General features: G+C 45.2%; 19 protein-coding genes and 2 pseudogenes. 17 read left to right on the plus strand and 4 right to left on the minus strand.

The window, feature by feature from the left end:
* The first annotated feature begins 163 nt into the window (after positions 1-163).
* From hutC to AB4585_RS04400, 6 genes are all read left to right on the plus strand, one after another.
* Entirely contained in the window at positions 164-877 is a 714-nt protein-coding gene (gene hutC / locus AB4585_RS04375) for a histidine utilization repressor (RefSeq protein WP_017059778.1), read from the plus strand.
* 113 nt (positions 878-990) lie between these two features.
* Entirely contained in the window at positions 991-2,241 is a 1,251-nt protein-coding gene (gene hutI, locus AB4585_RS04380; RefSeq protein ID WP_372169371.1) for an imidazolonepropionase, read from the plus strand.
* The gene (gene hutG, locus AB4585_RS04385; protein ID WP_372169372.1) at positions 2,228-3,256 is read left to right on the plus strand and encodes a formimidoylglutamase; all 1,029 of its coding nucleotides are present in this window, start codon (positions 2,228-2,230) and stop codon (positions 3,254-3,256) included. Before hutI ends, hutG begins: the two co-directional genes overlap by 14 nt.
* Positions 3,257-3,340: 84 nt before the next feature.
* Positions 3,341-5,035, plus strand: a complete 1,695-nt coding sequence (hutU, locus tag AB4585_RS04390; protein WP_372169373.1) for a urocanate hydratase — start codon at positions 3,341-3,343, stop codon at positions 5,033-5,035.
* Positions 5,036-5,049: 14 nt separating this feature from the next.
* Positions 5,050-6,582: a histidine ammonia-lyase gene (gene hutH, locus AB4585_RS04395; protein ID WP_372169374.1), complete on the plus strand. Its 1,533-nt coding sequence runs from the start codon at positions 5,050-5,052 to the stop codon at positions 6,580-6,582.
* Between the two features lie 211 nt (positions 6,583-6,793).
* On the plus strand, positions 6,794-7,519 hold the full coding sequence (locus AB4585_RS04400) for a DUF3581 domain-containing protein (protein ID WP_372169375.1): 726 nt from the start codon (positions 6,794-6,796) through the stop codon (positions 7,517-7,519).
* A gap of 91 nt (positions 7,520-7,610) precedes the next feature.
* Here the strand turns inward: AB4585_RS04400 and AB4585_RS04405 are convergent, their stop codons facing one another.
* The gene (locus tag AB4585_RS04405; protein WP_017059772.1) at positions 7,611-8,072 is read right to left on the minus strand and encodes an isoprenylcysteine carboxylmethyltransferase family protein; all 462 of its coding nucleotides are present in this window, start codon (positions 8,070-8,072) and stop codon (positions 7,611-7,613) included.
* 66 nt (positions 8,073-8,138) lie between these two features.
* A complete protein-coding gene (locus AB4585_RS04410; RefSeq protein ID WP_372169376.1) occupies positions 8,139-11,174 on the minus strand; it encodes an FAD-binding and (Fe-S)-binding domain-containing protein in 3,036 nt (1,011 codons plus the stop codon).
* A gap of 222 nt (positions 11,175-11,396) precedes the next feature.
* Between AB4585_RS04410 and AB4585_RS04415 the strand changes: the two genes are divergently transcribed.
* The 8 genes and pseudogenes from AB4585_RS04415 (at position 11,397) to AB4585_RS04450 (ending at position 17,526) form a co-directional block, all read left to right on the plus strand.
* Entirely contained in the window at positions 11,397-12,080 is a 684-nt protein-coding gene (locus AB4585_RS04415; protein WP_371721117.1) for a DUF3334 family protein, read from the plus strand.
* A 209-nt stretch (positions 12,081-12,289) separates the two neighbouring features.
* Positions 12,290-12,979 (plus strand): DUF2786 domain-containing protein, encoded by a 690-nt coding sequence (locus AB4585_RS04420; RefSeq protein WP_017059769.1) that lies wholly within the window; start codon positions 12,290-12,292, stop codon positions 12,977-12,979.
* A 99-nt stretch (positions 12,980-13,078) separates the two neighbouring features.
* On the plus strand, positions 13,079-13,747 hold the full coding sequence (locus AB4585_RS04425) for an OmpA family protein (protein ID WP_372050980.1): 669 nt from the start codon (positions 13,079-13,081) through the stop codon (positions 13,745-13,747).
* 157 nt (positions 13,748-13,904) lie between these two features.
* Positions 13,905-14,472 (plus strand): annotated as a pseudogene (locus AB4585_RS04430) (tetratricopeptide repeat protein); the annotation flags it as partial.
* 80 nt (positions 14,473-14,552) lie between these two features.
* Positions 14,553-14,990: pseudogene (locus AB4585_RS04435) on the plus strand (hypothetical protein); the annotation flags it as partial.
* A gap of 165 nt (positions 14,991-15,155) precedes the next feature.
* A complete protein-coding gene (locus AB4585_RS04440) occupies positions 15,156-15,344 on the plus strand; it encodes a hypothetical protein (RefSeq protein ID WP_017059767.1) in 189 nt (62 codons plus the stop codon).
* Between the two features lie 343 nt (positions 15,345-15,687).
* The gene (locus tag AB4585_RS04445) at positions 15,688-16,095 is read left to right on the plus strand and encodes a SulA-like leucine-rich domain-containing protein (protein ID WP_017055178.1); all 408 of its coding nucleotides are present in this window, start codon (positions 15,688-15,690) and stop codon (positions 16,093-16,095) included.
* A 327-nt stretch (positions 16,096-16,422) separates the two neighbouring features.
* Positions 16,423-17,526: a phosphoribosylaminoimidazolesuccinocarboxamide synthase gene (locus tag AB4585_RS04450; RefSeq protein WP_372169377.1), complete on the plus strand. Its 1,104-nt coding sequence runs from the start codon at positions 16,423-16,425 to the stop codon at positions 17,524-17,526.
* 212 nt (positions 17,527-17,738) lie between these two features.
* Here the strand turns inward: AB4585_RS04450 and AB4585_RS04455 are convergent, their stop codons facing one another.
* Entirely contained in the window at positions 17,739-18,116 is a 378-nt protein-coding gene (locus AB4585_RS04455) for a hypothetical protein (RefSeq protein WP_017059766.1), read from the minus strand.
* Positions 18,117-18,319: 203 nt separating this feature from the next.
* Complete coding sequence (locus AB4585_RS04460) at positions 18,320-20,698, minus strand: helicase-related protein (protein ID WP_372169378.1); 2,379 nt, start codon at positions 20,696-20,698, stop codon at positions 18,320-18,322.
* Positions 20,699-20,880: 182 nt separating this feature from the next.
* Between AB4585_RS04460 and AB4585_RS04465 the strand changes: the two genes are divergently transcribed.
* The 3 genes from AB4585_RS04465 to AB4585_RS04475 all read left to right on the plus strand — a co-directional run bounded on the left by AB4585_RS04465 (position 20,881) and on the right by AB4585_RS04475 (position 25,109).
* Complete coding sequence (locus tag AB4585_RS04465; RefSeq protein ID WP_055318335.1) at positions 20,881-22,569, plus strand: NAD-dependent malic enzyme; 1,689 nt, start codon at positions 20,881-20,883, stop codon at positions 22,567-22,569.
* A gap of 172 nt (positions 22,570-22,741) precedes the next feature.
* Entirely contained in the window at positions 22,742-23,542 is an 801-nt protein-coding gene (locus tag AB4585_RS04470) for a vancomycin high temperature exclusion protein (RefSeq protein ID WP_017063589.1), read from the plus strand.
* 196 nt (positions 23,543-23,738) lie between these two features.
* Entirely contained in the window at positions 23,739-25,109 is a 1,371-nt protein-coding gene (locus tag AB4585_RS04475; RefSeq protein WP_372116000.1) for an SLC13 family permease, read from the plus strand.
* Positions 25,110-25,288 lie beyond the last annotated feature (179 nt).

Here is a 25,288-nt window from a genome sequence, read left to right on the forward strand (position 1 = left end):
TATCTGATTTACGAATAGTTATTGCGTGACAATTTGCGACACTTGCCTCACAGAATCAAGCAATTTGCCCCATCTATGTTGAATAAGGTCACATTGCCCGAGGTAATGTTGAAATCGTGAAAAATTCCGTTACTCTATTTGTATAGTCAAATAAGGTTTCATTATGTCGAAAGCACCGCTCTACCTTCAGATAAAACAGTTCATAGATGACAAGATCAGCAGTGGTCATTGGCCGGTGGGTTACCAAATCACCACAGAACTCGAACTTACCGAGCAGTTCAATGTGAGTCGAATGACGGTCAATAAAGCCATTCGAGATCTTGTGTCTGAAGGCAAACTCATCAGGAAGCCAAGGCTAGGTACTTTTGTTTGTGAACCAGACGAAAAAGCGCAATCTCCGCTGCTTGATATCAACAACATCGCACAAGAGATCAAAGACCGAGGCCAAACGTATACTAGCCAAGTTATCAAGCACGATAGTATCAAGGCTGATGAAAGCACGGCTACACGGTTAGGTGTGATGATTAACGCAGAAGTGTTCTATAGTGAAATCATACACTTTGCGGACAACGCACCGATTCAATTGGAAGCGCGCTGGGTGAACTCTCAAGCCGCTCCAAAATACCTAGAGCAAGACTTTTCAACCTCTACGCCCAACGAATACCTTTCAAAAAGCTGCCCGTTAAGTGCTATCGAGCACACGGTTGAAGCCATTATTCCAGATTCTCAAATCAGAACGTCACTAAAGCTATCTGAATCAGAACCTTGCCTTCTTTTGAATAGAAGAACATGGAGCAAAGAACGCCTCATCAGCTTTGCATTGCTCTACCATCCTGGCTCTAAGTACAAATTAAGCTCCAAGATACTTCTAGATTAAAGAACATCATCCTGATCGCCGATCACATTTTTGCAACATCAACTTGATTCGGGTCAGCGTTTAGCCTATTTATTTGTATATACATTTAATATTTAGCAAAGATCTAGGTGATTATGAATTTGATCCTCAAAAACGCACGAGTGGTCTCCATGAGTTCGGGAGCCGACGGTTATCAGCCCTCTTCCCCTCAAGATATCGTTATCGAAGACGGTAAGATCGTGTCTATCTCTTGTTCAAACCATGAGGCTCATGCTTATGAGGTAGAACAACCGAGCACTGATAACTCTGCGGATGACATCACCTATGATTGCAAAAACAAGCTCGTTACCCCAGGTCTTATTGATTGCCACACTCACCTCGTATTTGCAGGCAATCGCGCCAACGAATTTGAACAGCGTTTGAATGGTATCTCTTACACCGACATCGCCAAACAAGGCGGCGGGATTCTTGCGACAGTCACTGCAACACGCGCAGCGCAAGAGTCTGAACTGGTTGAAATGGCACTACCTAGACTCGATGGCCTGCTAAGAAGTGGCGTAACCAGCATCGAAGTAAAATCGGGCTATGGTTTAACACTTGAAGACGAACTCAAGATGTTACGTGCAGCTAAAGCGTTAGAAAATCATCGCCGAATTAAGATCACCACCACACTCCTTGCAGCACATGCTGTACCGCCAGAATACAAAGAACAACCAGATCGTTACATAGATCTGGTTTGCCAAGAGATCATTCCTAAAGCTGCGGGGCAAGGGCTCGCCGATGCCGTTGACGTATTTTGCGAATCTATCGGCTTCAACCTAGAACAAACCGAACGTGTCTTTGCCGCTGCCAAAGCACACGGGCTCGCGATTAAAGGCCACACAGAACAACTTTCGAATATGGGTGGCAGCGCACTTGCAGCAAAATACGGCGCACTCTCTGTTGACCATGTTGAGTACCTTGATGAAACCGGAGTAAAAGCACTGGCAGAATCAGGCACAGTCGCCACCTTATTACCCGGGGCTTTCTACTTCTTGAAAGAGACTCAACAGCCACCTATTGCTTTACTTCGTGAACACAAAATCCCAATGGCGATCGCGACCGACCTAAACCCCGGCACATCTCCCTTTGCAGACTTAACGCTGATGATGAACATGAGCTGCACCCTGTTTGGTACGACGCCTGAAGAAGCGCTACGCGGTGTAACTTGTAACGCGGCGTCTGCCATTGGTGAGTCACAAACCAAAGGCAAAGTCGAAATCGGTTATGCCGCAGATTTGGCTATCTGGAACATCGACCACCCTGCAGATCTAAGCTATCAAGTCGGTGTTCCTCACCTGCATAAACGCATTGTTAATGGCGAGGTGTGTCATGACTCAATCTAAATCCAACGCTATCCAAGAGAACGCAACAACCATGCATAACTTTGTGTGGACAGGGCGTAATGATCTTGAAGATGGCCCACTCGGTACTCGCGTTCATCACATTACCAAGCAAGTGCAAAGTAGCGAGTTAAGTGACAAGCTGACTGACGGTGGTATCGCCTTGGTAGGCTTTGCCAGCGACGCCGGTGTTGCAAGAAATAAAGGACGCGTGGGCGCGAAACAAGCACCTAACTTGATACGCCAAGCTCTGGCGAATATGGCTTGGCACAGTGACGCATACATCGCGGATCTTGGTGATATCGAGTGCAATGATGGTCAATTGGAAGTCAGCCAAAAACAGTGTGCTTCTGTGATTGCCAATGCCTTAGCAACCAACAAAGTGATTACCCTTGGCGGTGGTCATGAGGTTGCTTGGGCATCTTTTCAAGGTCTCGCTGAGCACCTAAATAAAATTCAATCAGAACACAATCCTAAGATCGGCATCGTTAATTTTGATGCTCACTTTGATCTTCGTGAATTTGAAAGCGACATCGCTGACGTAAAGCCAAGCTCAGGCACACCATTTAACCAGATAAGTGATTACTGCCACGCACATCAATGGCCGTTTCATTACGCTTGTCTTGGTGTGAGTGCCGCCAGCAATACCAAAGCGCTGTTTAACAAAGCTGACCAACTGGGCGTGTGGTATGAACACGACCGCAACATGACCCAAGTGAATCAAGTCGCTCAACTGATCAAGTTACAAAAATTCATCGTTGAGTGTGATTATCTCTATCTCACCATTGATCTCGATGTTTTCCCCGCAGCTACTGCGCCGGGCGTAAGTGCACCAGCGGCAAGAGGCGTGAGCTATGAAGCGCTTGCTCCTTTTCTAGAACAGATTTTCCAACACAGTGAAAAACTCATTATCGCGGACATAGCGGAATACAACCCAGACTACGACGTCGATGGCCAAACGGCTCGATTAGCGGCTCGTTTATGTTGGGATATTGCCAGTGCAATGGCCAGCGACTAATCCAGCTATACCGATAACTACAACTACAACTACAACTACAACTACAACTACAACGATATAACGTGAAACAGAAGGAATTCCAAAATGACGGAACACCACAACAGTGACCCTCGTCTCGACACGACTCGCGAAATTCGCGCACCTCACGGCACCACTTTGCGCGCTAAATCTTGGTTAACAGAAGCACCACTGCGTATGCTGATGAACAACCTAGACCCTGATGTGGCAGAACACCCACATGCACTGGTTGTGTATGGCGGTATTGGTCGCGCGGCACGTGATTGGAAATGTTATGACAAAATTGTTGAAGTATTAGAGCGTTTAGAGGACGACCAAACCTTACTTGTTCAATCAGGTAAACCTGTGGGCGTGTTCCCGACTCATAAAAACGCACCTCGCGTACTGATCGCTAACTCGAACCTTGTTCCACACTGGGCGAACTGGGAACACTTCAACGAGCTCGATAAAGAAGGCTTGATGATGTACGGCCAAATGACAGCAGGCAGCTGGATTTACATTGGTTCACAAGGCATCGTTCAAGGTACTTACGAAACCTTTGTCGCGATTGCCAAGAAGCACTTCCAAGGTGAAGCGAAGGGCAAATGGGTTCTAACGGGTGGTCTTGGTGGCATGGGCGGCGCTCAACCTCTTGCTGCCACGATGGCTGGCTTCTCAATGATCGCCGTGGAGTGTGATGAATCACGAATCGACTATCGTTTACGTACTGGCTATGTAGACAAAAAAGCCACCAGCTTAGATGAAGCGATGACAATGATTAAAGAGTCAGACACGCCAATATCTGTTGGCTTATTAGGTAACGCCGCAGACGTCTTCCCAGAGTTAGTTGAACGCAATATCACACCTGATGTGGTGACTGACCAAACATCTGCCCACGATCCTCTTAACGGCTACTTGCCGCAAGGTTGGACGATGGAGAAAGCCGCACAAGAGCGCACCATTGATGAAGCAAAAGTGGTGAAAGCCGCTAAGCAATCAATGGCGATTCAAGTACAAGCGATGCTAGACCTGCAATACCGCGGCGCAGCGACCGTGGATTACGGTAATAACATTCGCCAAATGGCACTGGAAGAAGGCGTAGAAAACGCGTTTGATTTCCCGGGTTTCGTTCCGGCTTATATTCGACCTTTATTCTGCGAAGGTATTGGTCCTTTCCGTTGGGCGGCACTATCTGGTGACCCAGAAGACATCTACAAAACAGACCAAAAAGTAAAAGAACTGATTCCAGACAACCCACATCTACATAACTGGCTAGATATGGCGCGTGAACGCATTCAGTTCCAAGGCCTGCCTGCGCGTATTTGTTGGGTTGGCTTGAAAGATCGTGAACGCTTAGGCCAAGCATTCAATGAAATGGTGAAAAATGGCGAACTGAAAGCACCAGTTGTTATCGGTCGTGACCACCTAGATTCAGGTTCAGTAGCAAGCCCGAACCGCGAAACAGAAGGCATGATGGATGGATCAGATGCCGTATCAGATTGGCCTCTATTGAATGCCCTTCTGAACACAGCGGGCGGCGCAACTTGGGTTTCTTTGCACCACGGTGGTGGCGTTGGTATGGGCTTCTCGCAACACTCAGGCATGGTGATTTGTTGTGACGGCAGTGAAGATGCATCACCGCGTATTGCTCGCGTACTTCACAATGACCCAGCAACCGGCGTTATGCGTCATGCTGATGCAGGTTACGATATTGCCAAGCAATGTGCCAAAGAGCAGAAGCTTGATTTACCTATGCTAAACGAAGAACTTCGTCGCCTTTAATGTCTGGAGAGAACATGTTGAACTTATTACTTAAGCCAGGACTTCTTGGCCTATCTGAACTTCGAAAAATCAGCCGTAGCCCTGTGAACTTATCACTCGTTCCAGCAGCGATTCCTGATATTGAAGCGAGCATGCAAGTTATCGAACAAGTGATTGCTGAAGACCGCACTGTGTATGGCATCAACACGGGTTTTGGCTTATTAGCAAACACCAAGATTGCGCCTGAAGATCTCGAAGTTCTACAGAAAAGTATCGTACTTTCTCACGCTGCGGGCATTGGCAAGTTCATGTCTGATGAAACCGTACGCTTGATGATGGTATTGAAGATTAACAGCTTGTCTCGCGGTTACTCGGGTATCCGACTCAAGGTCATCAACGCTCTTATCGATCTTGTGAACGCACAGGTTTACCCATGTGTTCCACAAAAAGGATCAGTAGGTGCATCTGGAGATCTTGCTCCTCTCGCCCACATGAGTACCGTTCTGCTAGGTGAAGGCCAAGCACGCCACAACGGCAAGATCATCACTGGCTTAGAAGCAATGCAGATCGCAGGTCTTGAACCAATCACACTTGCGCCGAAAGAAGGCTTAGCGCTGTTAAACGGCACACAAGCATCGACTGCCTTTGCATTAGAAGGTCTGTTCGCAGCGGAAGACTTGTTTGCGTCTGCAACCGTATGTGGCGCGATGTCTGTAGAAGCAGCGCTGGGTAGTCGTCGTCCGTTTGACCCTCGAATTCATCGCGTTCGTGGTCATCGTGGTCAAATGGATGCCGCGCTTGCTTATCGCCATATGCTTGATCAAAAGAGTGAGATTGGTGAATCACACACTTGCTGTGAAAAGGTTCAAGACCCTTACTCGTTGCGCTGTCAGCCTCAAGTGATGGGTGCCTGTTTACAGCAAATTCGTAATTCAGCAGAAACGTTAAACGTTGAAGCGAACTCGGTATCGGATAACCCACTGGTATTTGCTGAAGACGGCGACATTATTTCAGGTGGTAACTTCCACGCAGAACCTGTGGCAATGGCAGCGGATAACCTAGCACTTGCGATTGCAGAAATTGGTAGCCTTTCTGAACGAAGAATGGCACTGCTGATTGATAGCGCACTAAGCAAACTTCCACCTTTCTTAGTCGATAACGGCGGCGTTAACTCAGGCTTTATGATTGCTCAAGTAACGTCTGCTGCTCTGGCAAGCGAGAATAAAACACTGGCACACCCAGCTTCAGTAGACAGCCTTCCAACATCGGCAAACCAAGAAGATCATGTATCTATGGCAACCTTTGCGGGTCGTCGACTGCGTGACATGGCAGAAAACACCCGTGGCATCTTGGCTGTTGAATACTTAGCAGCAGCACAAGGCTTGGATTTTAGAGCACCAAATCTCTCTTCTCCTCGAGTAGAAGAAGCAAAACAGATACTGCGCGAGAAAGTCAGCTTCTACGACAAAGACCGTTACTTCTCACCTGATATCGAGCAAGCAAATCTACTGCTCAAATTATCAGTGCATAACCATCTAATGCCAGAAGGCCTACTGTGTAGCTTCTAAGGTTTGGCGAAATAGCACGTCATATAAACAGGGGCTATTGATTAGCCCTTGTTGCATTGAATCCAAGCCCCTATTCCCCTCAAAATCGTCACATACCATCCAAAGTATTTATCTAATTGACTGATATATAAGCAAAGTTAACTGGATAGACCATTAGAACGAAGTTAGTTAGCTATAATCCACCCCAGATTTGATGACTAATAGCGATACTATGTTTCTGACACCTTACTTTTCTACTGAAGACAATCAATTTCAATTCACTCGTGAACAGGCTAGCCACTTTGCTAAAAAAGTAGCTGGCGATTTCAACCCAATTCACGATGAAGACAACAAGCGCTTCTGCGTGCCTGGCGATCTTTTGTTTGCAGTTCTTCTGCAGAAAGAAGGCATCAGCCAAAAAATGCGTTTTGATTTTTCAGGTATGGTTGGTAACGGTATTGCGCTTAGCGTTGACAACAAGTGTGAAAAAGAAAGCTCACTGGTTGACGAGAAAGGCAAAGAGTACCTACACATGTCTTGTGAAGGTGAGAAAAGCCACGATCAAGCATTCATCGAACACGTAGTAACAAACTACGTTAAGTTCTCTGGTATGAACTTCCCACACATCATGGTTCCTCTTATGGAAGAGCAACAGATGATGATCAACTGCCAACGCCCTCTTGTTATTTACGAGAGCATGGAAGTTGAATTTACTCGCCTAGACCTATCTCACCCAGAAGTTGAATTCTCTGGTGCGACTTTTGATGTTGAAGGCAAGCGTGGCATCGTGACACTGAACTTCGATTTCAAAGAGGACGGCGAAGTGGTAGGTAAAGGCGTGAAACGCATGGTAGCAAGTGGCCTTAAGCCATACGACCAAGCTTCTGTAGACGACCTAGTAAACCGCTTCAACGAACGCAAAGAGATGTTTCTAGCTCAGTTCACAGCCGCTGCTTAATCAGCTCTAGAACAAGATCAATAAAGCCCAGCTTGATAATCTCAAGCTGGGCTTTTTTATTTCGATTACTAAGCCAGCACTCAAATCATCACTAAATCCAGCGTCTAACCTTTTGTTTGTAATCAACATATTCTGCGCCGAATAATTGTTCTAGTGCTCGCTCTTCGGGTTTGATTTGGAAGTAATTCATGTAGATTACGAAGCCAAAGCTAAGTAGTACACTGAAGATATTCTGGAAGAAGTAGCCAAAGCAAAATAGCAGGATGAACAACCCTAAGTACATTGGGTTTCGCGTGTAACCAAAGATCCCACTGTCCACGACGGCTGAAGCGGTTTCGACTTTGATCGGGTTAACGGTGGTTTTCTGTTTTCGAAATTCCAATATGCCGGATATTCCGATCACACCACTCAATGTGACTCCGATTCCTAACACAATCATTCCATGAGGCAATGCCAGTGTCCCTTGGCTCAACTGTTGAGCGCAGAAGTATGATGCTACGAATACAATAATGAACAGTGCAACTGGTGGTACTTTTAATTCTAGAAATTTCATACTTTTCCTTATTAACATTCCTTTGTTAGTTTAGAAAAAAGCCCAGCAATTGCTGGGCTAAATGTATTAGAGAATTTTTGCTAGCGCCTGTAATGGGTGAGCAAGCTTCTCACCTTCAAAACGCTTCACTTGGCTGCGGCAAGAATAGCCCGTCACCAAGCAACGATCTTTTGGTAAGTCCTGCATTTGAGGCTTCCAGCTTAAACCATATATGTCTTTCGACATTTGTAGCTTATCGACTTCGTGGCCGAAAGTTCCCGCCATACCACAACAGCCGACAGGAACGCTGGTTAACGCAGCACCAAAGTGCTTAAAGATAGCGCCCCACTCTTTTTCAGCGTTCGGCATCTTGGTCTTCTCTGTACAGTGAGCGAACAAGTACCACATATCTTCACTTGCTGAGCGTGCTTCGAACTCACCTAGCGATGGCATTAACCATTCATGCACAGTAAGTACATCAAAGTCGCCGCGCTTGTCACCTAAGATCTCGACGTATTCATCGCGGTAACAAAGCACAAGAGCAGGATCAACACCGACCAAAGGAATTCCGATATCCGCCACCATCGACAAGAAATCCGAAGTCGATTTCGCCTCACGTGCAAAACGATTTAAGAAGCCCTTGATGTGCAACGCTTTACCATTCGGTTTGAACGGCAGCAGTACCGGAGTTTTGCCAAGTTTTTGAGCCAGAGTGACGAAGTCTTCAATCACCTCGGCATCATAGAAGCTGGTAAACGGGTCTTGAACGATCAGCACATGCTGTTTCTTCTGTTCAGAAGACAAGCCTTCTAAATACTGTAAATCGAAGAGTTGCAGCTCTTTACTCGCTAGACGATTTTTGAGCGTAGGCACCGACATCAATGGTGCATCAACATACCCGACCGTTTTAGCTGTTGCCGTTTGGATCCACTTTTGACCCAATGCAGCGTTGACTACTTTTGGCACTTTCGCCATCAGCGGCAGCATGGTTTCAATGTTGGCAACTAGATAATCTTTTGCAGGGCGCTGGTAACGCGAGTAGTAGATGTTCAAGAATCGAGAACGGAAACTTGGTACATCGACTTTGATCGGACATTGACTCGCACACGCTTTACACGCCAAACAACCGTTCATCGCCTCATGAACTTCATGCGAGAAATCGTACTCATGGCGTTTGTTCATCGTATTGCGAACACGCTCAATCATAGTCTTAACGGGTGTGTTGTCTTTCAACGCTTCTTGCTCAAGGTCGAGAATATCAACGCCTTGTTCAGTCAGTTGACGCAACCACTCTCTTACCAAGCCTGCGCGGCCTTTGGGTGAGTGACGTCGGTCAGCCGTAACTTTCATTGAAGGACACATTGGCGAGCTAGTATCGTAGTTGAAACACAAGCCGTTACCGTTACATTCCATTGCTTGCTTGAAGCTGTCACGAACTTGTACGTCGATCTGACGGTCGTAGAAACCACGCTTGGTATCGGTGACTTTCACCAATTCAGCGTCACTTTCTAAAGGCGTACAGATCTTGCCTGGGTTCATCTTGTTGTGCGGGTCGAATGCTGCTTTAATACGTCTTAATTCGGTAAACAGCTCTTCACCAAAGAAGTCTGGGCCATACTCAGAACGGAAACCTTTACCGTGCTCGCCCCACATTAAACCGCCGTATTTCGCCACCAGCTTAACCACTTCATCAGAGACTTCATGCATCAATGCTTCTTGCATCGGGTCACACAGATCCAATGCTGGACGAACGTGTAATACGCCCGCGTCAACGTGACCAAACATGCCGTAATTCAACTCTTTTGAATCGAGTAACACTCTAAATTCAGAGATGAAATCCGCGAGGTTTTCTGGTGGTACACAAGTATCTTCAGCAAAAGCGACTGGCTTAGCTCGGCCTTTCGCCGCACCTAACAGACCCACTGCTTTCTTACGCATGTTGTAGATTCGGCCAATGCTCGCCAAATCGCTACAAACTTGAAAACCAATCACGCCGGCTTCTTCGCTTTCAACCATGGTTTCAAGGCGTGCAGTCAGCGCTTGAACTTGCTGTTCAACTTCCGCTTCATCTTGGCCTGCAAACTCAACCATGTTGATGCCAAGCATCTCTTTGTTCGGAACATCAGTCAGCAAATCGCTCACGGTGTGCCAAACGATGTCTTGCTTCGCTAGGTTCAATACTCTTGAATCTACCGTTTCAACAGACAGTGCTTTCGCTTCCACCATGAACGGCGCATTACGCAGCGCAGAATCAAACGTGTTGTATTTCACGTTAACCAGTGTGCGCGCTTTTGGAATCTTGGTTAGGTTTAACTTTGCTTCCGTGATGAATGCTAAAGAACCTTCAGCGCCACATAGAACGCGAGTTAGGTCAAAGCTGTCATCTTGTTCGTTGATTGCATTCTTTAGGTCATAGCCTGTTAAGAAGCGATTCAGCGGAGGGAATTTATCTAAGATTTGAGCGCGTTTGTCTCGACAAACCGCCTCTGTCACCGCAAGTGCATGGTGAGCGAATTCACCCTCTACAGGTAAGCCGTGTGATAAATCAGATTCTAGACATGAACCATCTGCGAACACCGCTTGCAGCGACAATACATGGTCAGACGTTTTGCCGTACTTCAATGACCCTTGGCCCGAAGCATCGGTATTGATCATGCCACCCAAGGTTGCTCGGTTACTGGTTGATAGATCAGGAGAGAAAAAGTAACCATAAGGGCGAACAGCGTCGTTCAATTGATCTTTAACGACACCAGACTGAACTCTTACCCAGCCCTCTTTCTCGTTAATCTCAAGAACCTTATTCATGTATCGCGACAGGTCAACCACGACACCTTTTGTTAAAGATTGTCCGTTGGTTCCGGTACCGCCGCCACGAGGGGAAAAAGTCACGCGTTCGTAAGCGGATTTAGAAACCACTTTACCGATAAGCACAACGTCTTGCGTTGTTTTAGGAAGGATGACCGCCTGCGGCAATTGCTGATAGACACTATTATCAGTCGCCACAGCCAAACGGCTAGAATATTGAGATTCAATGTCGCCAGTAAAGCCCGCTGTTTTTAGTTCATCTAAAAAGCGTACGACAACTGGATCGACATCAGCATTGAGTTGAAGTCTTGGTAACATTTGCTTCCTGCCCCTACTTCGCTGATCCTATCAGCATTGGGTTATCTGAGATTTTTAATAATTTTCTTTGAATTTCGTCACTTTACTACTATTAAGATCATATAAAAAGGTGATCAAATCAGAATCTCAGTGCAAGAATGGAGAAATAGTCACTTTCGTCTTAATTCAGTAACAATATACTGAATAACATTTTGTTTAAGACATCTCCACGAGCACATCACAATGAAAAAAAACAAAAGAGTCACAACTGAAGATATCCTTCTTAAACTATGCCAATCAGTCTCAAGCGTACTGACTTCAGCGACGGCTTCTCAGGTGTCCTATTCAGCCATGGTTCAAAAGATCAACAAGACAAGCCTAAAGCCAGATTTTGGTTGCTTCGTTCTGTTTGACGGCGGCTTTTCTGGTCTCGTTGTTATTAATTTTACGTCCAAAGCAGCGCTAGAGATCTACACCAATTACATGCGCAATATGGGCATGCCTGAAAACGAGCTTGCTGTGCTTCATACTTCAGACGAAGTGGGTGATGTATTGGGTGAGTTGATGAACCAATTAGTTGGCGATTTCACCAATAAAATCCGCAAAGAGCTGCAAACCAACATCACACAAAACCAACCGAAAATGCTGGCTCTGAACAAGCAAGTTAACCTTTCTGTTGATACCAATCTCGACCGTCCACAAGCTCGTCGTGTGACCTTCTCTACCGCTAATAACAACATCTTCTACCTTGAGCTTGCGATGGATAAGACTGAGTTCATTCAATTAGAAGAATTTGAAATCGCAGAAGACGAATGTCCAGATAGCATTCTTGAGGCGACTCAGAAAAAAATGCAAGAAGCGAACAAGCCAGCTCAAAGCTCTGGCAATGATTCTGCGGCAGATCTACTCGATGAACTGGGTATCTAGTTTACGAATGCTCTAGACATATTGAAAAAACGTGTCACTAACGCCATCAATACGCTTGATGGCGTTTTTGTTTTTACCGCCAACTGGGCTCATGCAGTTCAATGTTCACCGCCTTCCTTGTTCATCAAACCAGTTTTGCCTTTCTGTTACCCGCGAAAACATGTAAAATGTTGGACTTTTAAAAATTTGCGGTACTGATTAAATTGTCGATGGATAAGAAAAAAGCCCTAAAGAAAATTGCCAAGTGTCTTGAGCTTGGAAATTCTGCGAACGTCAATGAAGCTGCCAATGCGATAAAAATGGCGCATAACTTGATGCTGAAATATGGTCTCGAAAAAGACGATATTGAATTTATCAAGATGGGGAAAACTCAGTCCAGTCACCTGTTACCTGCAAATATCAGTTCTACACTGCTGCGTGTTATTCGCGGTATCAACACCAAATTTGGCGTAGAAGCCGTATTGCTGAATCATAAAGGCCTCAAGCGTGTTGAGTTCATTGGTGAAGCCGACCGCGCGATCTTCGCAGCCTTCGCTTTCGATATCATTTATCGTGAACTGAATGAACACACCGGCCAGTTCAGAAATAGCTTTGCTGGCTCTGGCACAGGGTCATTAGAAGTGACTCGCCGCGTAAACTCGTTTGTTTCAGGCTGGGTTGAAGGTGCGCTTGAAAAGCTACCAACCATTACCCCAGACGACGAATCAAACAACAAGATCAATAACTACATTGATAAAGAATTCAAAAATATCGACCGTGAAACGTTCAAGCAGCAACTGAGAGAAGCGATGAAAAACCTCACCGCCGATTATGAAGTTGGTTTGAAGAAAGGTCGTAAATTGTCTGTTAATCGACCAGTTGGCGGTACCCAGGCAGCTAAAAAGATAACTAAATCATAGAGCCACTTTACATTGCTTCGACGTATTGATAAAAACCATCAATAAGATTTACAGGACTATGTTTGTCACTCGGATTCATTCGTTTGACAGAAGTACATGATGGAGAAATACGTTAAAAAAATCACACTAGCCCTAGCGCTTACTATCGCTTTAACGGGTTGTCAGGCAACTCAACGCCAAAACGCGACAACTGGCGAATCTGAGGCTAACTCTGCAACTCAAGGCGCTCTAATTGGTGCACTCGCTGGTGCCGTTGCTGGTGCTGCAACTGGTGACTCTAAAGACCGTGGTAAACGTGCACTTATTGGTGCTGCCGGTGGCGCCGCTGTTGGTGGTGGTATTGGTTACTACTTTGACCGACAAGAAGCTGCCCTTCGTGAAGAGCTAATGAATTCAGGCGTTCAAGTTGAACGTGTCGGTGAGAACCAACTTCTACTTCGCCTAGAAAACGGCATCGGTTTTGATTCTGGCTCTTACGCTTTGGAATCAAGCATTCACAATACCCTTCGCGGCGTTGCTCGCATCCTAGTTGAATACCCAGACACTAGCCTAGTGATTGAAGGTCACACTGACAGCGAATCGACGAACCAAATCCTTTCTGAGCGTCGAGCTGAATCTGTTCGTGCATTCTTGATCTCTCAAGACGTTGCTGCAGGTCGTGCTATTGCTCGTGGTAACGGTGAGCGCTACCCTCTATGTGACAATAACACCTCTCAAGGTCGTGCTTGTAACCGTCGCGTAGAAATTCAAATCTTGCCGCTTAAGTAGCACGATTAAAGCCCAGTCCATCTTTATCTATTGAATTAACCTCTATATAGTTGTTTATCAGTTATGTTACTCATTTAACGTGATAATAATAATCAACGACCATAAAGCGTATTCATACTGACATATCGATTCTGGGCTTTTTTACGAGACTTATCTTTTGCTGATCCTATCCAACATTCTGTCATCATCATTTCTTAGAACACTATTTCTAGCCCTCATCTTTTCCACGATTCAACTGTCCACCACACATTTCGTGCACGCAGCAAGCAGTGATGAATTTTCACTAGAATCACAACCTCAAGATCCAGTTTCTCAATACCAATTGGCTCAAGCTTATGAATCGGGTGTCGACGTTCCTGTTAGCACCAGTGATGCATTGTATTGGTACACGCAGTCAGCAGAAAACGGCAACCCAAACGCGCAATTTAGACTGGGTGAATGGTACTTGGCAGGTACAGGTGTTGAACAAAGTAACAAGCTTGCTTTGGAATGGTTTATTAAAGCGGCGTTGCAAGGTAACCAGCGCGCACCTATCGAGGTAGCAAAACTCTACGAATCCTCGCTAGAACAAGACCTCCTTCAACCATTAGATAAAGCGCAGCTATGGTATGAAGCAGCCTTAAAAGATAATCCACAAGCAGAAGAGGGCTACAACCGCATTTTGGAAGCACAATTCAACCAGCAACGTGCAAAACAGATCTCTTCAATAGAACAGCTCGATGACAGCATCGACTCTGAAATAGACACCAGTCAGGGGGTATCTAAGCACGTTCAATCTAACCAAGCATCACGCTCTAACCTCTCCAGTTCTAACCTAACTAGCTCTGACTATATGATTGGTGCTGCGTTGGCCGTGTTGATTTCAATCATCAGCATTATTGCGACGCTCGTTATCTCAAGAAAAAGACAAGCTCTAAAGTCGGGTGATTCGCGACAGCAACAACAATCACTTGAAGCGCAGCTTAGCTCGAAGGACCTTACGATTAAGCAGCAAAAACGCCAGCTGAACACTATGTTCCACGAATTGAAGAAGCAGAAAAACAGCAAAGGTCTGAGTAATTTGCAGGTGGCCTGCGCGCTATTTGGCTACACACCTAGCTCAATCCCCGACCAGAAAAGCATCAAGATCCGATACAAACAGCTATCAAAGATCTACCATCCAGATGGTCACGGATGTGACGAAGAAATGAAACGTTTGAACAATGCGCTAAAAACCATTTTACAAAATGTTACAAAACCGTAAACAAACACACATCTTCATTTTCCTAGATCTCAAAGATATCGATTTTATTGGTGTTGCAATCGATCCCCCTCTCAAAAACGGGTAACAAACTATTAACTAATGGGTCTTACTTGTGTCATAATTTGCGCCGAAAATACACCTGACTTAAACAGGTGAGGAGAGAATATGTTCACAATAGAAGGCGTTTGTGATTGGTGCAAAAAGCCAAGCCTAGTTAAAAAGCACGACTACCTAGATGGTAAGTGTCATCATGCATGTAACGAGTGCAATGATATTGCAACCATTGATGTTCGCCAGTTCAATATTGGTGAAATGGAAATGAGAGCAAAACTCTCCCAAGCGACATTGAGATAAGCAACACCGTGAAATATAAGAAAGCGCCTAAGGCGCTTTTTTTGTGCCTGTGGTTTTAGATCTTCTTTCTTCTTTCTTCTTTGTTCTCTCTTCTATACAGGTATATACAGTACTTTTCTGCAAAAACCAGTGTATACACCTGTATAAAGCTCACATTTATTCAACTTATGATACAAAACAGCAGATTCATTCAAATTTAATTTATCGAATACTTTCAATGATTTAATCATTTACCATCCATAACCTCAGACGAAATCGTCCAATAATCCCGCAAAAAACGCTTGATCTTATAAGCAACTAAAACTACTGTATACACATACAGCATGTATATAAGGACAGCAAAATGATTCAAGCACACGTTAAAGCACAACACTCTAGCCCGCTAGTTCACTGCGCATTTACATCAGTTTCTCGTAAAAGCAAAAATTCAAACGAGGAAGCGTTGTTTGCAAGAATGGCGTTGCTGTCCAATCAACATCAGTGGTTACTGTTTACGGCTCAAACACCAAGACCATCGGCTAAGCAGCTTAAGCAACATAATGTTTGCTGCGACCGCGTTATTCATATGAAAGCCTCTCATCAAATGACTGAGGTAGAGACTGTCGAGAAAGCAATCCGCTCTAAGAATGCGAGCGCGATTGTTGCAAGTGCATCGATTGATCAGTTCAGCCAACAGTACCTAAGAACATTAGGGTTACGCTTTCAATGTGAAGTCTTCTTTATGGATGCAAATTCAGAGCGTATTCACTAAGCCACCTTGCTTAATAACATGTTGGCTTAATAACATTTTGGCTCAAAAACATGGTCCACAAACATAGCTTAATCTTTTAGCTAACAAACTTAATTTAACTTAAGAAACAATTCGCCAAAACACAGTCCAAACATACTGCCTTCCCCTGCCCTACAATTCGCCCATTTTTTAGCGGATTGTTAGGCGGGGGTTTTTATTTAAACAACAGATTTAGCAATCGTTTGCTTTTTCTCTGGAAGCAAATAGTAGATTGGGTATAATGCCCGTCTAATCATGTGCACACCGCACTTCTCTGTATGACGTTTGATAAAAGATAGGAATGTCTAAATGAGCCTTGCTGATCAAGTTCTTGCCGTAAATGATGACCTACCAATCCGTACTGATAAACCTGTCCACAGTGGCAAGGTTCGTTCGGTCTACTGGTTAACTGAAGAAGATAGCCAACGACTAATTAAAGAGAAAGGCTACGATGTAGCACCAGATGCGCCTTTAGCAATCATGGTGATCAGTGACCGTATCTCTGCATTTGATTGTATCTGGCGTGGTGAAGGGAATCTTAAAGGTGTTCCAGGTAAGGGAGCGGCTCTGAATGCTATCTCTAACCACTGGTTCAAATTGTTTAAAGACAACGGACTTGCTGACAGTCATATTCTTGATATCCCTCACCCGTTCGTATGGATTGTACAAAAAGCTCGCCCAGTCATGATCGAAGCGATTTGTCGTCAATACATCACTGGTTCAATGTGGCGTGCATACGCAAACGGCGAACGTGAATTCTGTGGTATCGAGATGCCTGAAGGCCTTGAGAAAGACAAGAAGTTGCCTGAGCCACTGATCACGCCTTCAACAAAAGGGATTCTGAAAGGTATTCCTGGCGTTCCAGAAGCTGACGATGTGAACATCACACGCAACAACATCGAAGATAACTTCGCAGCATTCAACTTTACTCAAGCAAGCGACATCGCGCATTACGAAAAACTTCTTAAAGAAGGCTTCAACGTAATCAGCCAAGCGCTAGCAAAAGTAGACCAAACCTTTGTTGATACCAAATTTGAGTTTGGCTACGTCAACGATGCTCAAGGCAAAGAAAAGCTTATCTACATGGACGAAGTCGGTACTCCAGATTCATCTCGCATTTGGGATACTCAGGAATATAACAACGGCAACATCGTTGAGAATTCAAAAGAAGGCTTCCGTCAGTTCTTGCTTAACTACTTCCCTGATGCCGACATTCTTTTGAATAAAGAGCGTATGCCAGAACGTGAAGCATTGGCTCGTGACAATGAACTTCCACTGGATTCTCTAATGTCTCTGTCTCGCACTTACCTTGATATCGCAGCGAAAATCACAGGTGCGGAGATCGTACTGAGCGAAAATCCTAAGCAAGAGATCATCGATGTACTGCGCGCTGACTATGGTCTAATCGACTAGTCGCTTAATTGCTAATTGCTTAATTGCTAATTGCTTAATTGCTTAATTGCTAATTGCTTAATCGCTTAATCGCTTAATCTCAAAATAAAAAGCTCGAAAGCTAATAAGCTCGTAGACTCAAGTTTTAGATACTAAAAGGGCCTCAATATTTGAGGCCCTTTTTACGTGTACGTTTTTACTATTCCTCGAGAGAGATTATAGGCGAGCTGAAGTTACAGCTTAATCGTGAACTCTTCTCCAGAATTACCCGCAATCACTAAATGACTGCGCGATTCAATATACTCGATCTGCTCTTCTTCAAGTGAATATGGCATCACCACTTTGAGCTCATTGATCCCTTCCAGCTTAGCGAGCTTGAGTAAGGTAACAATGTTCGACTCATCACTTTTACGCGTCGACATTGATTTCAATGCCATCTGCCATAAACGATCCTCTGGGGTGCCCAACTCTTTAATGCTATCTCGCCAGACGGTACTGAACACTGGCGCAATTGTGGTGAGTGCTTCCAGAAAAGTCCATTTTTTACTGCATGAGGCGCCAAGAAATGTTGTGTAATCGAACTCTACACGCGTCTCTTCCTGTTTATCCATGATGTCCCCCGACACTTTGGCAACACAATATACTCAATATCTATCAACTCTTTCTTTATAGCAATAGGATATAGAAGAATAGTCTTTTATGACCTTTTGATTGGTTAAAAAGGAATATAAAAATCAAACTTGTAACAAAATAAGCACTGAAAAATCATATATGCATCTATTTGATTAATATTTTAGAGATAAAACTTATCCATCTATTTGATATCAATTATTCGACTCGCTTTTTTGAACTGAATACGCCAACCAGACCATGTCGGTAGCTCCCAACGTTTTGGCGATAACTTTCGGCTACCCGACTGATAATGGACGTAAATCAGCTTTCTTGCGGGCAAGTATTCAACATCGAGTTGCAAGTCGGCAAGGCTCAATACAAACGGGTATTTTTCCGAAAATTCTGAGTAGAGCCAAGTTGGAATGCCATCGAACGGTATGTCTGCATGATCGAACATTTCCAATTCGCTGACATCAGTAACACCTAGTACTTCAAGCTGCTCTATAAACCATAGCTCAAAGTTAATGTTCTCAATTTCTGGTGTGTATTTAGTTTGTTCATCGAGACCAAGTTTCACATACAACTGCCAGTGTTTGATTTCTTGAGTGCGAGCCTTTGCAAAACCGGGAAGCTGCTCTCCATTTAACACAAGGTCGACGATAGGTTTTAACGATAGTTGCCCTTCAGCGGCGACGAGTTTGGTTGTAATCGTGCGGCCTGCGTACACCAATGCCATCTCGGTAAAAACACCATCATCATTCACAACGGTTTCGCCTTGCTCCCACTCTCCTAGTTCAGCATCAATGAGAAGCTCAAGAGGAATGGGTGTCGTGACCGTCGCTAAGGTCAGTGTTTGCTTAACGCCTCTTCCCGGCAAGCTGTGAGTATCCAACACCAACATCGCTTGTGCATTATCAGGGAAACGGTTCTGACGACCGAGCACCACTTCTAAAACACCATTGGCAAAGGCTTCTTTCCTTTTCAGTCGGCGCACAAACACCAGTTCAGGATGCAGATTCACAATGGTCTTGAGCAATTCAATGCGTTGGAAACGTGACGCGACTTCTAGCTGAGGAAGTTCAAATACCTCCCGCATTTGCTTCGCCAATCCTTGAGCTTCATTCAGAGCCTGTTGGTCGATGTCTAAATGCGGATATTCTCGACCGCGCACAATCTGAATCAACAGGCTTAAATCACACCCTTCCTTCTCTTGTTGCGCGAGCGCTTCAAGATGTTCTGCATTGTTTGGTAACTGATACAAGCGAGCAGGAACGGACAGCGCCGCAGTGAGATCAACCATCGCCTCTTTTAATGCTTTGGTTTTGATTCGAGTAACGATATCGGCATACAAAGCATCAATCGGCAACGGATACAGCTTTTTACCATGCTCGGTAACTTGATGGTCGGCGTTAATCGCTTCCATCGTCAGCAAGGTTTGAGTTGCACTGTTGAGTGATTTCTCTGGAATAGGGTCAAGGAAGGACAAGCTCTCAAGCGGAGATCCACAACATGCTGCGGCCAACATAGGTTCAGTCAGCTCTTCACGCTGCAATTCAGGCGGTGTGACTAACTCTAACGCCGCATGTTCACCATATAGACGCACGCAAACGCCATCCATTACCCTACCCGCGCGGCCAGCTCGCTGTTTGGCACTCGCTCGTGATATGGATTTAAGCATCAGTGTGGTTCTGCCATTACGCTGAACGGTGCGTCTCTCTAATCCTGAATCTATCACCACGCCAATGTCAGGAATGGTTAATGAGGTTTCTGCAACGTTGGTCGCAAGGATGACCTTTTTCAGGCCATTACCTTCAGTATTGATATTACGACCCGATAAGGCTGAATCTCGCTCTTTATCACTGACCGACGCATGCAATTTAACGACTTGGATATCTGGATTTTTCGCCAAGGCTTGTTCGCATTGCACGATCTCTTTTTTACCCGGCAGAAAAACCAACATATCGCCAGAAGAAGCGATCAGCTGATGATTCACTTCTTCCGCGATACGCTGCTCTAGATGTCGGATATCAGGCAGTGTTCTGGATTCATTCGCTCTGTGCTCAATCTCAACTTGATAGGTTCGCCCTTCACAGCTTATGCGATTCGCATCCAAATAATGAGCAAGGCGTTCACCCTCAATGGTTGCTGAAGTGATCACCAAACGATGACTCGCTTTTTGTTTCAGAATCGCCACCAGCAGATCAATGTCCCAGCGCCTCTCGTGAAACTCATCCACCACGATCACATCAAAACTAGCTAATCCATCTTCTGATAACCAACGCAGCGCGATACCGGGCGTCACAAAAACAACGTTAGTTTGCTCGTTGTATTCCGACTCAAGCTTAATCGCATAGCCCACTTTGCTACCCAACTTCTCGCCTGATCGCTGCGCGAGATATTTAGCCAGTGATGTACACGCGATGCGTCTTGGCTCCACCACTAACACTCGTCCATGTTGAGAGGCCCAAAGTGGCAGGCGCGTTGATTTACCTGATCCGGTTTCCGCCTCTACGACAAGGTGAGAATTAGCGATTTGTTCGTGGAATACGTTTTGATAAGCATCGATGGGAAGTAATGACATAAAATGGCGAGTAGCGAAAAGTGTGAGCAAAGTATAACGAATTATCGTGTTGAAATTCGATAAGTGTGGGACAGAGGTAAGAATATCATTTTGTTTGCTCAGATCGCGGAGAAACTATTTACAATTGAATAACTAAACCGTTATCATTTTTTAGTTACCCTTTCTCCCATATTAGGCATCCAATGAACAACGATAAACGCCCTCTATATATCCCTTATGCTGGTCCTGCTCTACTAAGTACACCTCTTCTAAACAAAGGCAGCGCATTCTCTGCTGAAGAGCGCAGTTCTTTCAACCTTGAAGGTTTGTTACCGGAAACAACCGAAACAATCCAAGAGCAAGTAGGACGTGCATACAAACAATATTGTAACTTCGAAAGTGATATGGATAAGCATATCTACCTTCGTAACATCCAAGACACTAATGAAACGCTTTTTTATCGTTTAGTTCAAAACCACATCTCTGAAATGATGCCTATCATTTACACGCCAACGGTTGGCGCAGCATGTGAGAACTTCTCAAATATTTACCGTCGTGGCCGTGGTCTGTTTATCTCATACCCGAACCGCGATCGTATCGATGACCTACTGAATAATGCGACAAACCACAACGTTAAAGTTATCGTGGTTACGGATGGTGAGCGTATTCTTGGTTTGGGAGACCAAGGCATCGGTGGTATGGGTATTCCAATTGGTAAGCTAGCACTTTATACAGCTTGTGGCGGTATCAGCCCAGCTTACATGCTACCAATCGTGCTCGATGTGGGTACTAACAACCCTCAACGTCTTGCTGACCCAATGTACATGGGCTGGCGTCATCCTCGTATTACGGGTGCTGACTACGATGCATTCGTTGAAGAGTTCATCCAAGCGGTTCAACGCCGTTGGCCTGATGCATTAGTTCAGTTCGAAGATTTCGCACAAAAGAACGCAATGCCACTGCTTGAGCGCTACAAAGATCGCATCTGTTGTTTCAACGATGATATCCAAGGCACAGCAGCCGTAACGGTTGGTTCTCTACTTGCAGCATGTAAAGCAGCAAACAGCAAACTTTCAGATCAACGCATCACCTTCTTAGGTGCGGGTTCTGCAGGTTGTGGTATTGCTGAAGCTATCATTGCCCAAATGGTGTCTGAAGGTATCAGCGATGCACAAGCTCGCTCTCAAGTTTACATGGTTGACCGTTGGGGTCTGCTACAAGAAGGCATGCAGAACTTGCTTGATTTCCAACAGCGCCTAGTTCAAACCAACGCAAATACTAAAGACTGGGAAAGCGATGGCACTGGCTTCTCACTACTAGACGTTGTTCGTCACGCGAAACCAACCGTATTGGTTGGTGTATCTGGGGCGCCGGGTCTATTCAGCAAAGAAGTCATCAAAGAGATGAACCTACACTGTGAACGCCCTATCGTGTTCCCACTGTCGAACCCAACAAGCCGTGTTGAAGCGACGCCAAACGACATTATTCGTTGGACTGATGGCCAAGCACTTGTTGCGACAGGTAGCCCATTTGAGCCAGTCGTTCACAACGGCACAACTTACCCAATCGCTCAGTGTAACAACAGCTACATCTTCCCAGGTATTGGCCTTGGTGTATTGGCTGTGAATGCTTCACGCATCACTGACGAAATGCTAATGGAATCAAGCCGTGCACTTGCTACGTGTTCTCCACTAGCAATCAATGGCACAGGTGCCCTACTTCCACCATTGGAAGAGATCCACACGGTATCTAAGAAAATTGCTCTTGCGGTAGGTAAAAAGGCGATTGAACAGGGCGTTGCTCTAGAGATCACTGAAGAAGCACTGCAACAAGCGATTGACCAGCACTTCTGGCAGCCAGTTTACCGTCGCTACAAGCGCACGGCATTCTAATAAAGCGTACTGCGCTTGGAATAAAGAGCGTTAACGACTCTTATATGAGCCTCTGCAATTGCAGGGGCTTTTTTCTTTAAACTGTCTTGTCTTTTTAACTGATTTTTCTCATTTTTATTTGGTATTATCGAGCACTCAAAAATTAATGCTCAGTGAAAGGACCATACCGAGAGTGAAATTTGATTCTCACATTATCCGTAGCTACATAAAAAAAGCTTACAAAAAACTGCAAGGTTTTCTGTTTGGCGCTTTCCTCGTGTTCTTAGTAGGCAGCGCTGCGGTTATTGCGATCGATTATTGGGTTTCATGGCAAGCGGAAGATCGCATCATCTACGATATAGATGAAGTGCCCGAGCTTGAGGTCGCCGTTGTGCTTGGCACGAGCAAATATTTGGGTCGAACACTCAACGACTATTATAAGCACCGAATCGAAGCCGCGATTGAGCTGTTCGACCGTGAAAAAGTCGACCAGTTTCTGTTAAGTGGTGATAACGCTCATCGCTCTTACAATGAGCCGTGGACGATGAAACGCGACTTGCTGAAAGCGGGTGTACCCGATGAACGCATTAACCTCGATTACGCAGGCTTTAGAACCTTAGACTCGATTGTTCGCGCTAAAAAGATCTTCGACACCGACAACTTCCTGATCATTACTCAGAAATTCCACTGTGAAAGAGCACTATTTATCGCTAATTCTTACGATATTCATGCACAATGTTTAGCGGTTTCAGGCCCTACTCATCATTCAGGCACCTCTATCCGTTTGCGTGAAGTTTTTGCGCGTACCAAAGCCTTCTTAGATTTGTATATTATGGGGACAACGCCAAAGTTCCTTGGACCTAAAGAGCCCATTCAATCGAGTCCAAAACCGGAATCATTTCCGATTCCAAACCCTATGACTGACCCCTCTGTAAACCCTGTTGTAGATCCTACAACAAACCCTATTGCAGACCCAGCAGAGACAGATGTGTAGAAAACTACACATTTTGAATTTGTTGCCTCACATTTCCCCACTGTTACACAAAAACACACCAACACGCCTTTATTAACTTAAGTAACATTCTCCCAACAAAGTCTGACCCTACATCAAGCTATATACCTCGAAAATAATAAGCACGACTCAATGAAGTCGTGCACCAATAAAACGAGGATAACAAAAGGAGCGTCTTATGACGGCACTTGTTACTACACTGAAACACTGGTTGTTCACCCGCAACAGCATGATATTAATTGGTAATTTCACGCTATTCGCACTCTTGCTCAACACCCTTCCTTTCGAATCACAAGTCAATACTGGTTTGAGTATTCTCGTGTTCGTTGCCATTCTATGGTTAACAGAAGCTATTCACGTCAGCATCACCGCTTTGCTCGTTCCCCTATTGGCTGTCTTGTTTGGTGTATTCAACACGCCCGCAGCGCTGGCTAACTTTTCAAACCCAATCATCTTCTTATTCATGGGTGGCTTCGCATTGGCAGCCGCACTGAACAAGCAAGAGCTAGATAAAGCGATAGCTGACAAAGTACTGCTGATAGCAAAAGGCAGAATGTCGGTGGCGGTGTTCATGTTGTTCGGTGTGAGTGCAGGTCTATCAATGTGGATCTCAAACACAGCTACCACAGCAATGATGCTTCCCCTTGTTCTTGGCATCATGAACAAGGTTGACCAAAGTGAAGACCGCAACACCTACGTGTTCGTGCTACTGGGTATTGCTTACTGTGCTTCAATCGGTGGCATCGCAACCTTAGTTGGTAGCCCACCAAACGCAATTGCGGCGGCAGAAGTTGGCTTAAGCTTCACAGAGTGGATGGCACTTGGCCTACCTATCTCAATGATCTTACTTCCAATCGCGATGATTATTCTTTACGTGATGACTAAGCCGAAGCTTGACCACAAATTCGAGCTAGACCATGCCCCAGTTGAGTGGACAAACAGCAAGAAAATCACACTGTCTATCTTCCTTCTAACCGTAACGCTTTGGATATTCGGTAAACCAATCAACGCAATGATTGGCGGATTCTCTAAATTTGATAGCTTAGTAGCGATTGGCGCAATTGTACTGCTTGGCGCTTCTAGAGCGGTGGAATGGAAAGACGTTGAGAAGACAACGGACTGGGGTGTGCTTATCCTATTCGGTGGTGGTATCTGCTTAAGTAACATTCTAAAAGCGACAGGAACCAGCGTATTCTTAGCACACTCACTAAGCGGATTTTTAGAAACAGCTGGCGTACTGCTTACGATTCTAGCCGTGGTAGCGTTCGTGGTATTCCTAACGGAATTTGCGAGTAACACAGCGAGTGCAGCACTTCTGGTGCCAGTATTCGCAACCATCGCTGAAGCACTTGGTATGTCGCCAGTTATTTTGTCTGCACTGATCGCTGTTGCTGCGTCTTGTGCCTTCATGCTTCCTGTTGCAACACCACCAAACGCAATCGTGTTTGGCTCGGGTCACATCAAGCAGAAAGAGATGATGCGAATCGGTATGGTGTTGAACCTAGTTTGTATCCTAGTTCTGACTCTGTTCGCTTGGATCTTCTGGTAAACACTAACGTTCTATAAGCGCATGCTTACAGGAATGCTCCCCTAAACTGGTTGAACTTCCCCCGGTTTAACCAAGACAAAAATGCCCGTTCAGCGTAAGCAAGCACTGAACGGGCATATAAAAACAAGAAACGCTTTCCCTTTTGGTGGCCCCGCGCCACCTTTTTTGTTTTGGCTTTT

Source organism: Vibrio sp. 10N.222.49.C9 (assembly GCF_041474985.1).
In the GTDB taxonomy this organism is placed as follows: domain Bacteria; phylum Pseudomonadota; class Gammaproteobacteria; order Enterobacterales; family Vibrionaceae; genus Vibrio; species Vibrio crassostreae_C.

Coding starts and splice junctions, on each gene's coding strand:
- AB4585_RS04420 (WP_017059769.1), top strand. CDS start 12,290: ATGGATAAGAAAAAAGCCCTAAAGAAAATTGCCAAGTGTCTTGAGCTT.
- AB4585_RS04445 (WP_017055178.1), top strand. CDS start 15,688: ATGATTCAAGCACACGTTAAAGCACAACACTCTAGCCCGCTAGTTCAC.
- hutG (WP_372169372.1), top strand. CDS start 2,228: ATGACTCAATCTAAATCCAACGCTATCCAAGAGAACGCAACAACCATG.
- AB4585_RS04415 (WP_371721117.1), top strand. CDS start 11,397: ATGAAAAAAAACAAAAGAGTCACAACTGAAGATATCCTTCTTAAACTA.
- hutC (WP_017059778.1), top strand. CDS start 164: ATGTCGAAAGCACCGCTCTACCTTCAGATAAAACAGTTCATAGATGAC.
- hutH (WP_372169374.1), top strand. CDS start 5,050: ATGTTGAACTTATTACTTAAGCCAGGACTTCTTGGCCTATCTGAACTT.
- hutU (WP_372169373.1), top strand. CDS start 3,341: ATGACGGAACACCACAACAGTGACCCTCGTCTCGACACGACTCGCGAA.
- AB4585_RS04440 (WP_017059767.1), top strand. CDS start 15,156: ATGTTCACAATAGAAGGCGTTTGTGATTGGTGCAAAAAGCCAAGCCTA.
- AB4585_RS04455 (WP_017059766.1), bottom strand. CDS start 18,116: ATGGATAAACAGGAAGAGACGCGTGTAGAGTTCGATTACACAACATTT.
- AB4585_RS04465 (WP_055318335.1), top strand. CDS start 20,881: ATGAACAACGATAAACGCCCTCTATATATCCCTTATGCTGGTCCTGCT.
- hutI (WP_372169371.1), top strand. CDS start 991: ATGAATTTGATCCTCAAAAACGCACGAGTGGTCTCCATGAGTTCGGGA.
- AB4585_RS04425 (WP_372050980.1), top strand. CDS start 13,079: ATGGAGAAATACGTTAAAAAAATCACACTAGCCCTAGCGCTTACTATC.
- AB4585_RS04475 (WP_372116000.1), top strand. CDS start 23,739: ATGACGGCACTTGTTACTACACTGAAACACTGGTTGTTCACCCGCAAC.
- AB4585_RS04405 (WP_017059772.1), bottom strand. CDS start 8,072: ATGAAATTTCTAGAATTAAAAGTACCACCAGTTGCACTGTTCATTATT.
- AB4585_RS04400 (WP_372169375.1), top strand. CDS start 6,794: ATGTTTCTGACACCTTACTTTTCTACTGAAGACAATCAATTTCAATTC.
- AB4585_RS04450 (WP_372169377.1), top strand. CDS start 16,423: ATGAGCCTTGCTGATCAAGTTCTTGCCGTAAATGATGACCTACCAATC.
- AB4585_RS04410 (WP_372169376.1), bottom strand. CDS start 11,174: ATGTTACCAAGACTTCAACTCAATGCTGATGTCGATCCAGTTGTCGTA.
- AB4585_RS04460 (WP_372169378.1), bottom strand. CDS start 20,698: ATGTCATTACTTCCCATCGATGCTTATCAAAACGTATTCCACGAACAA.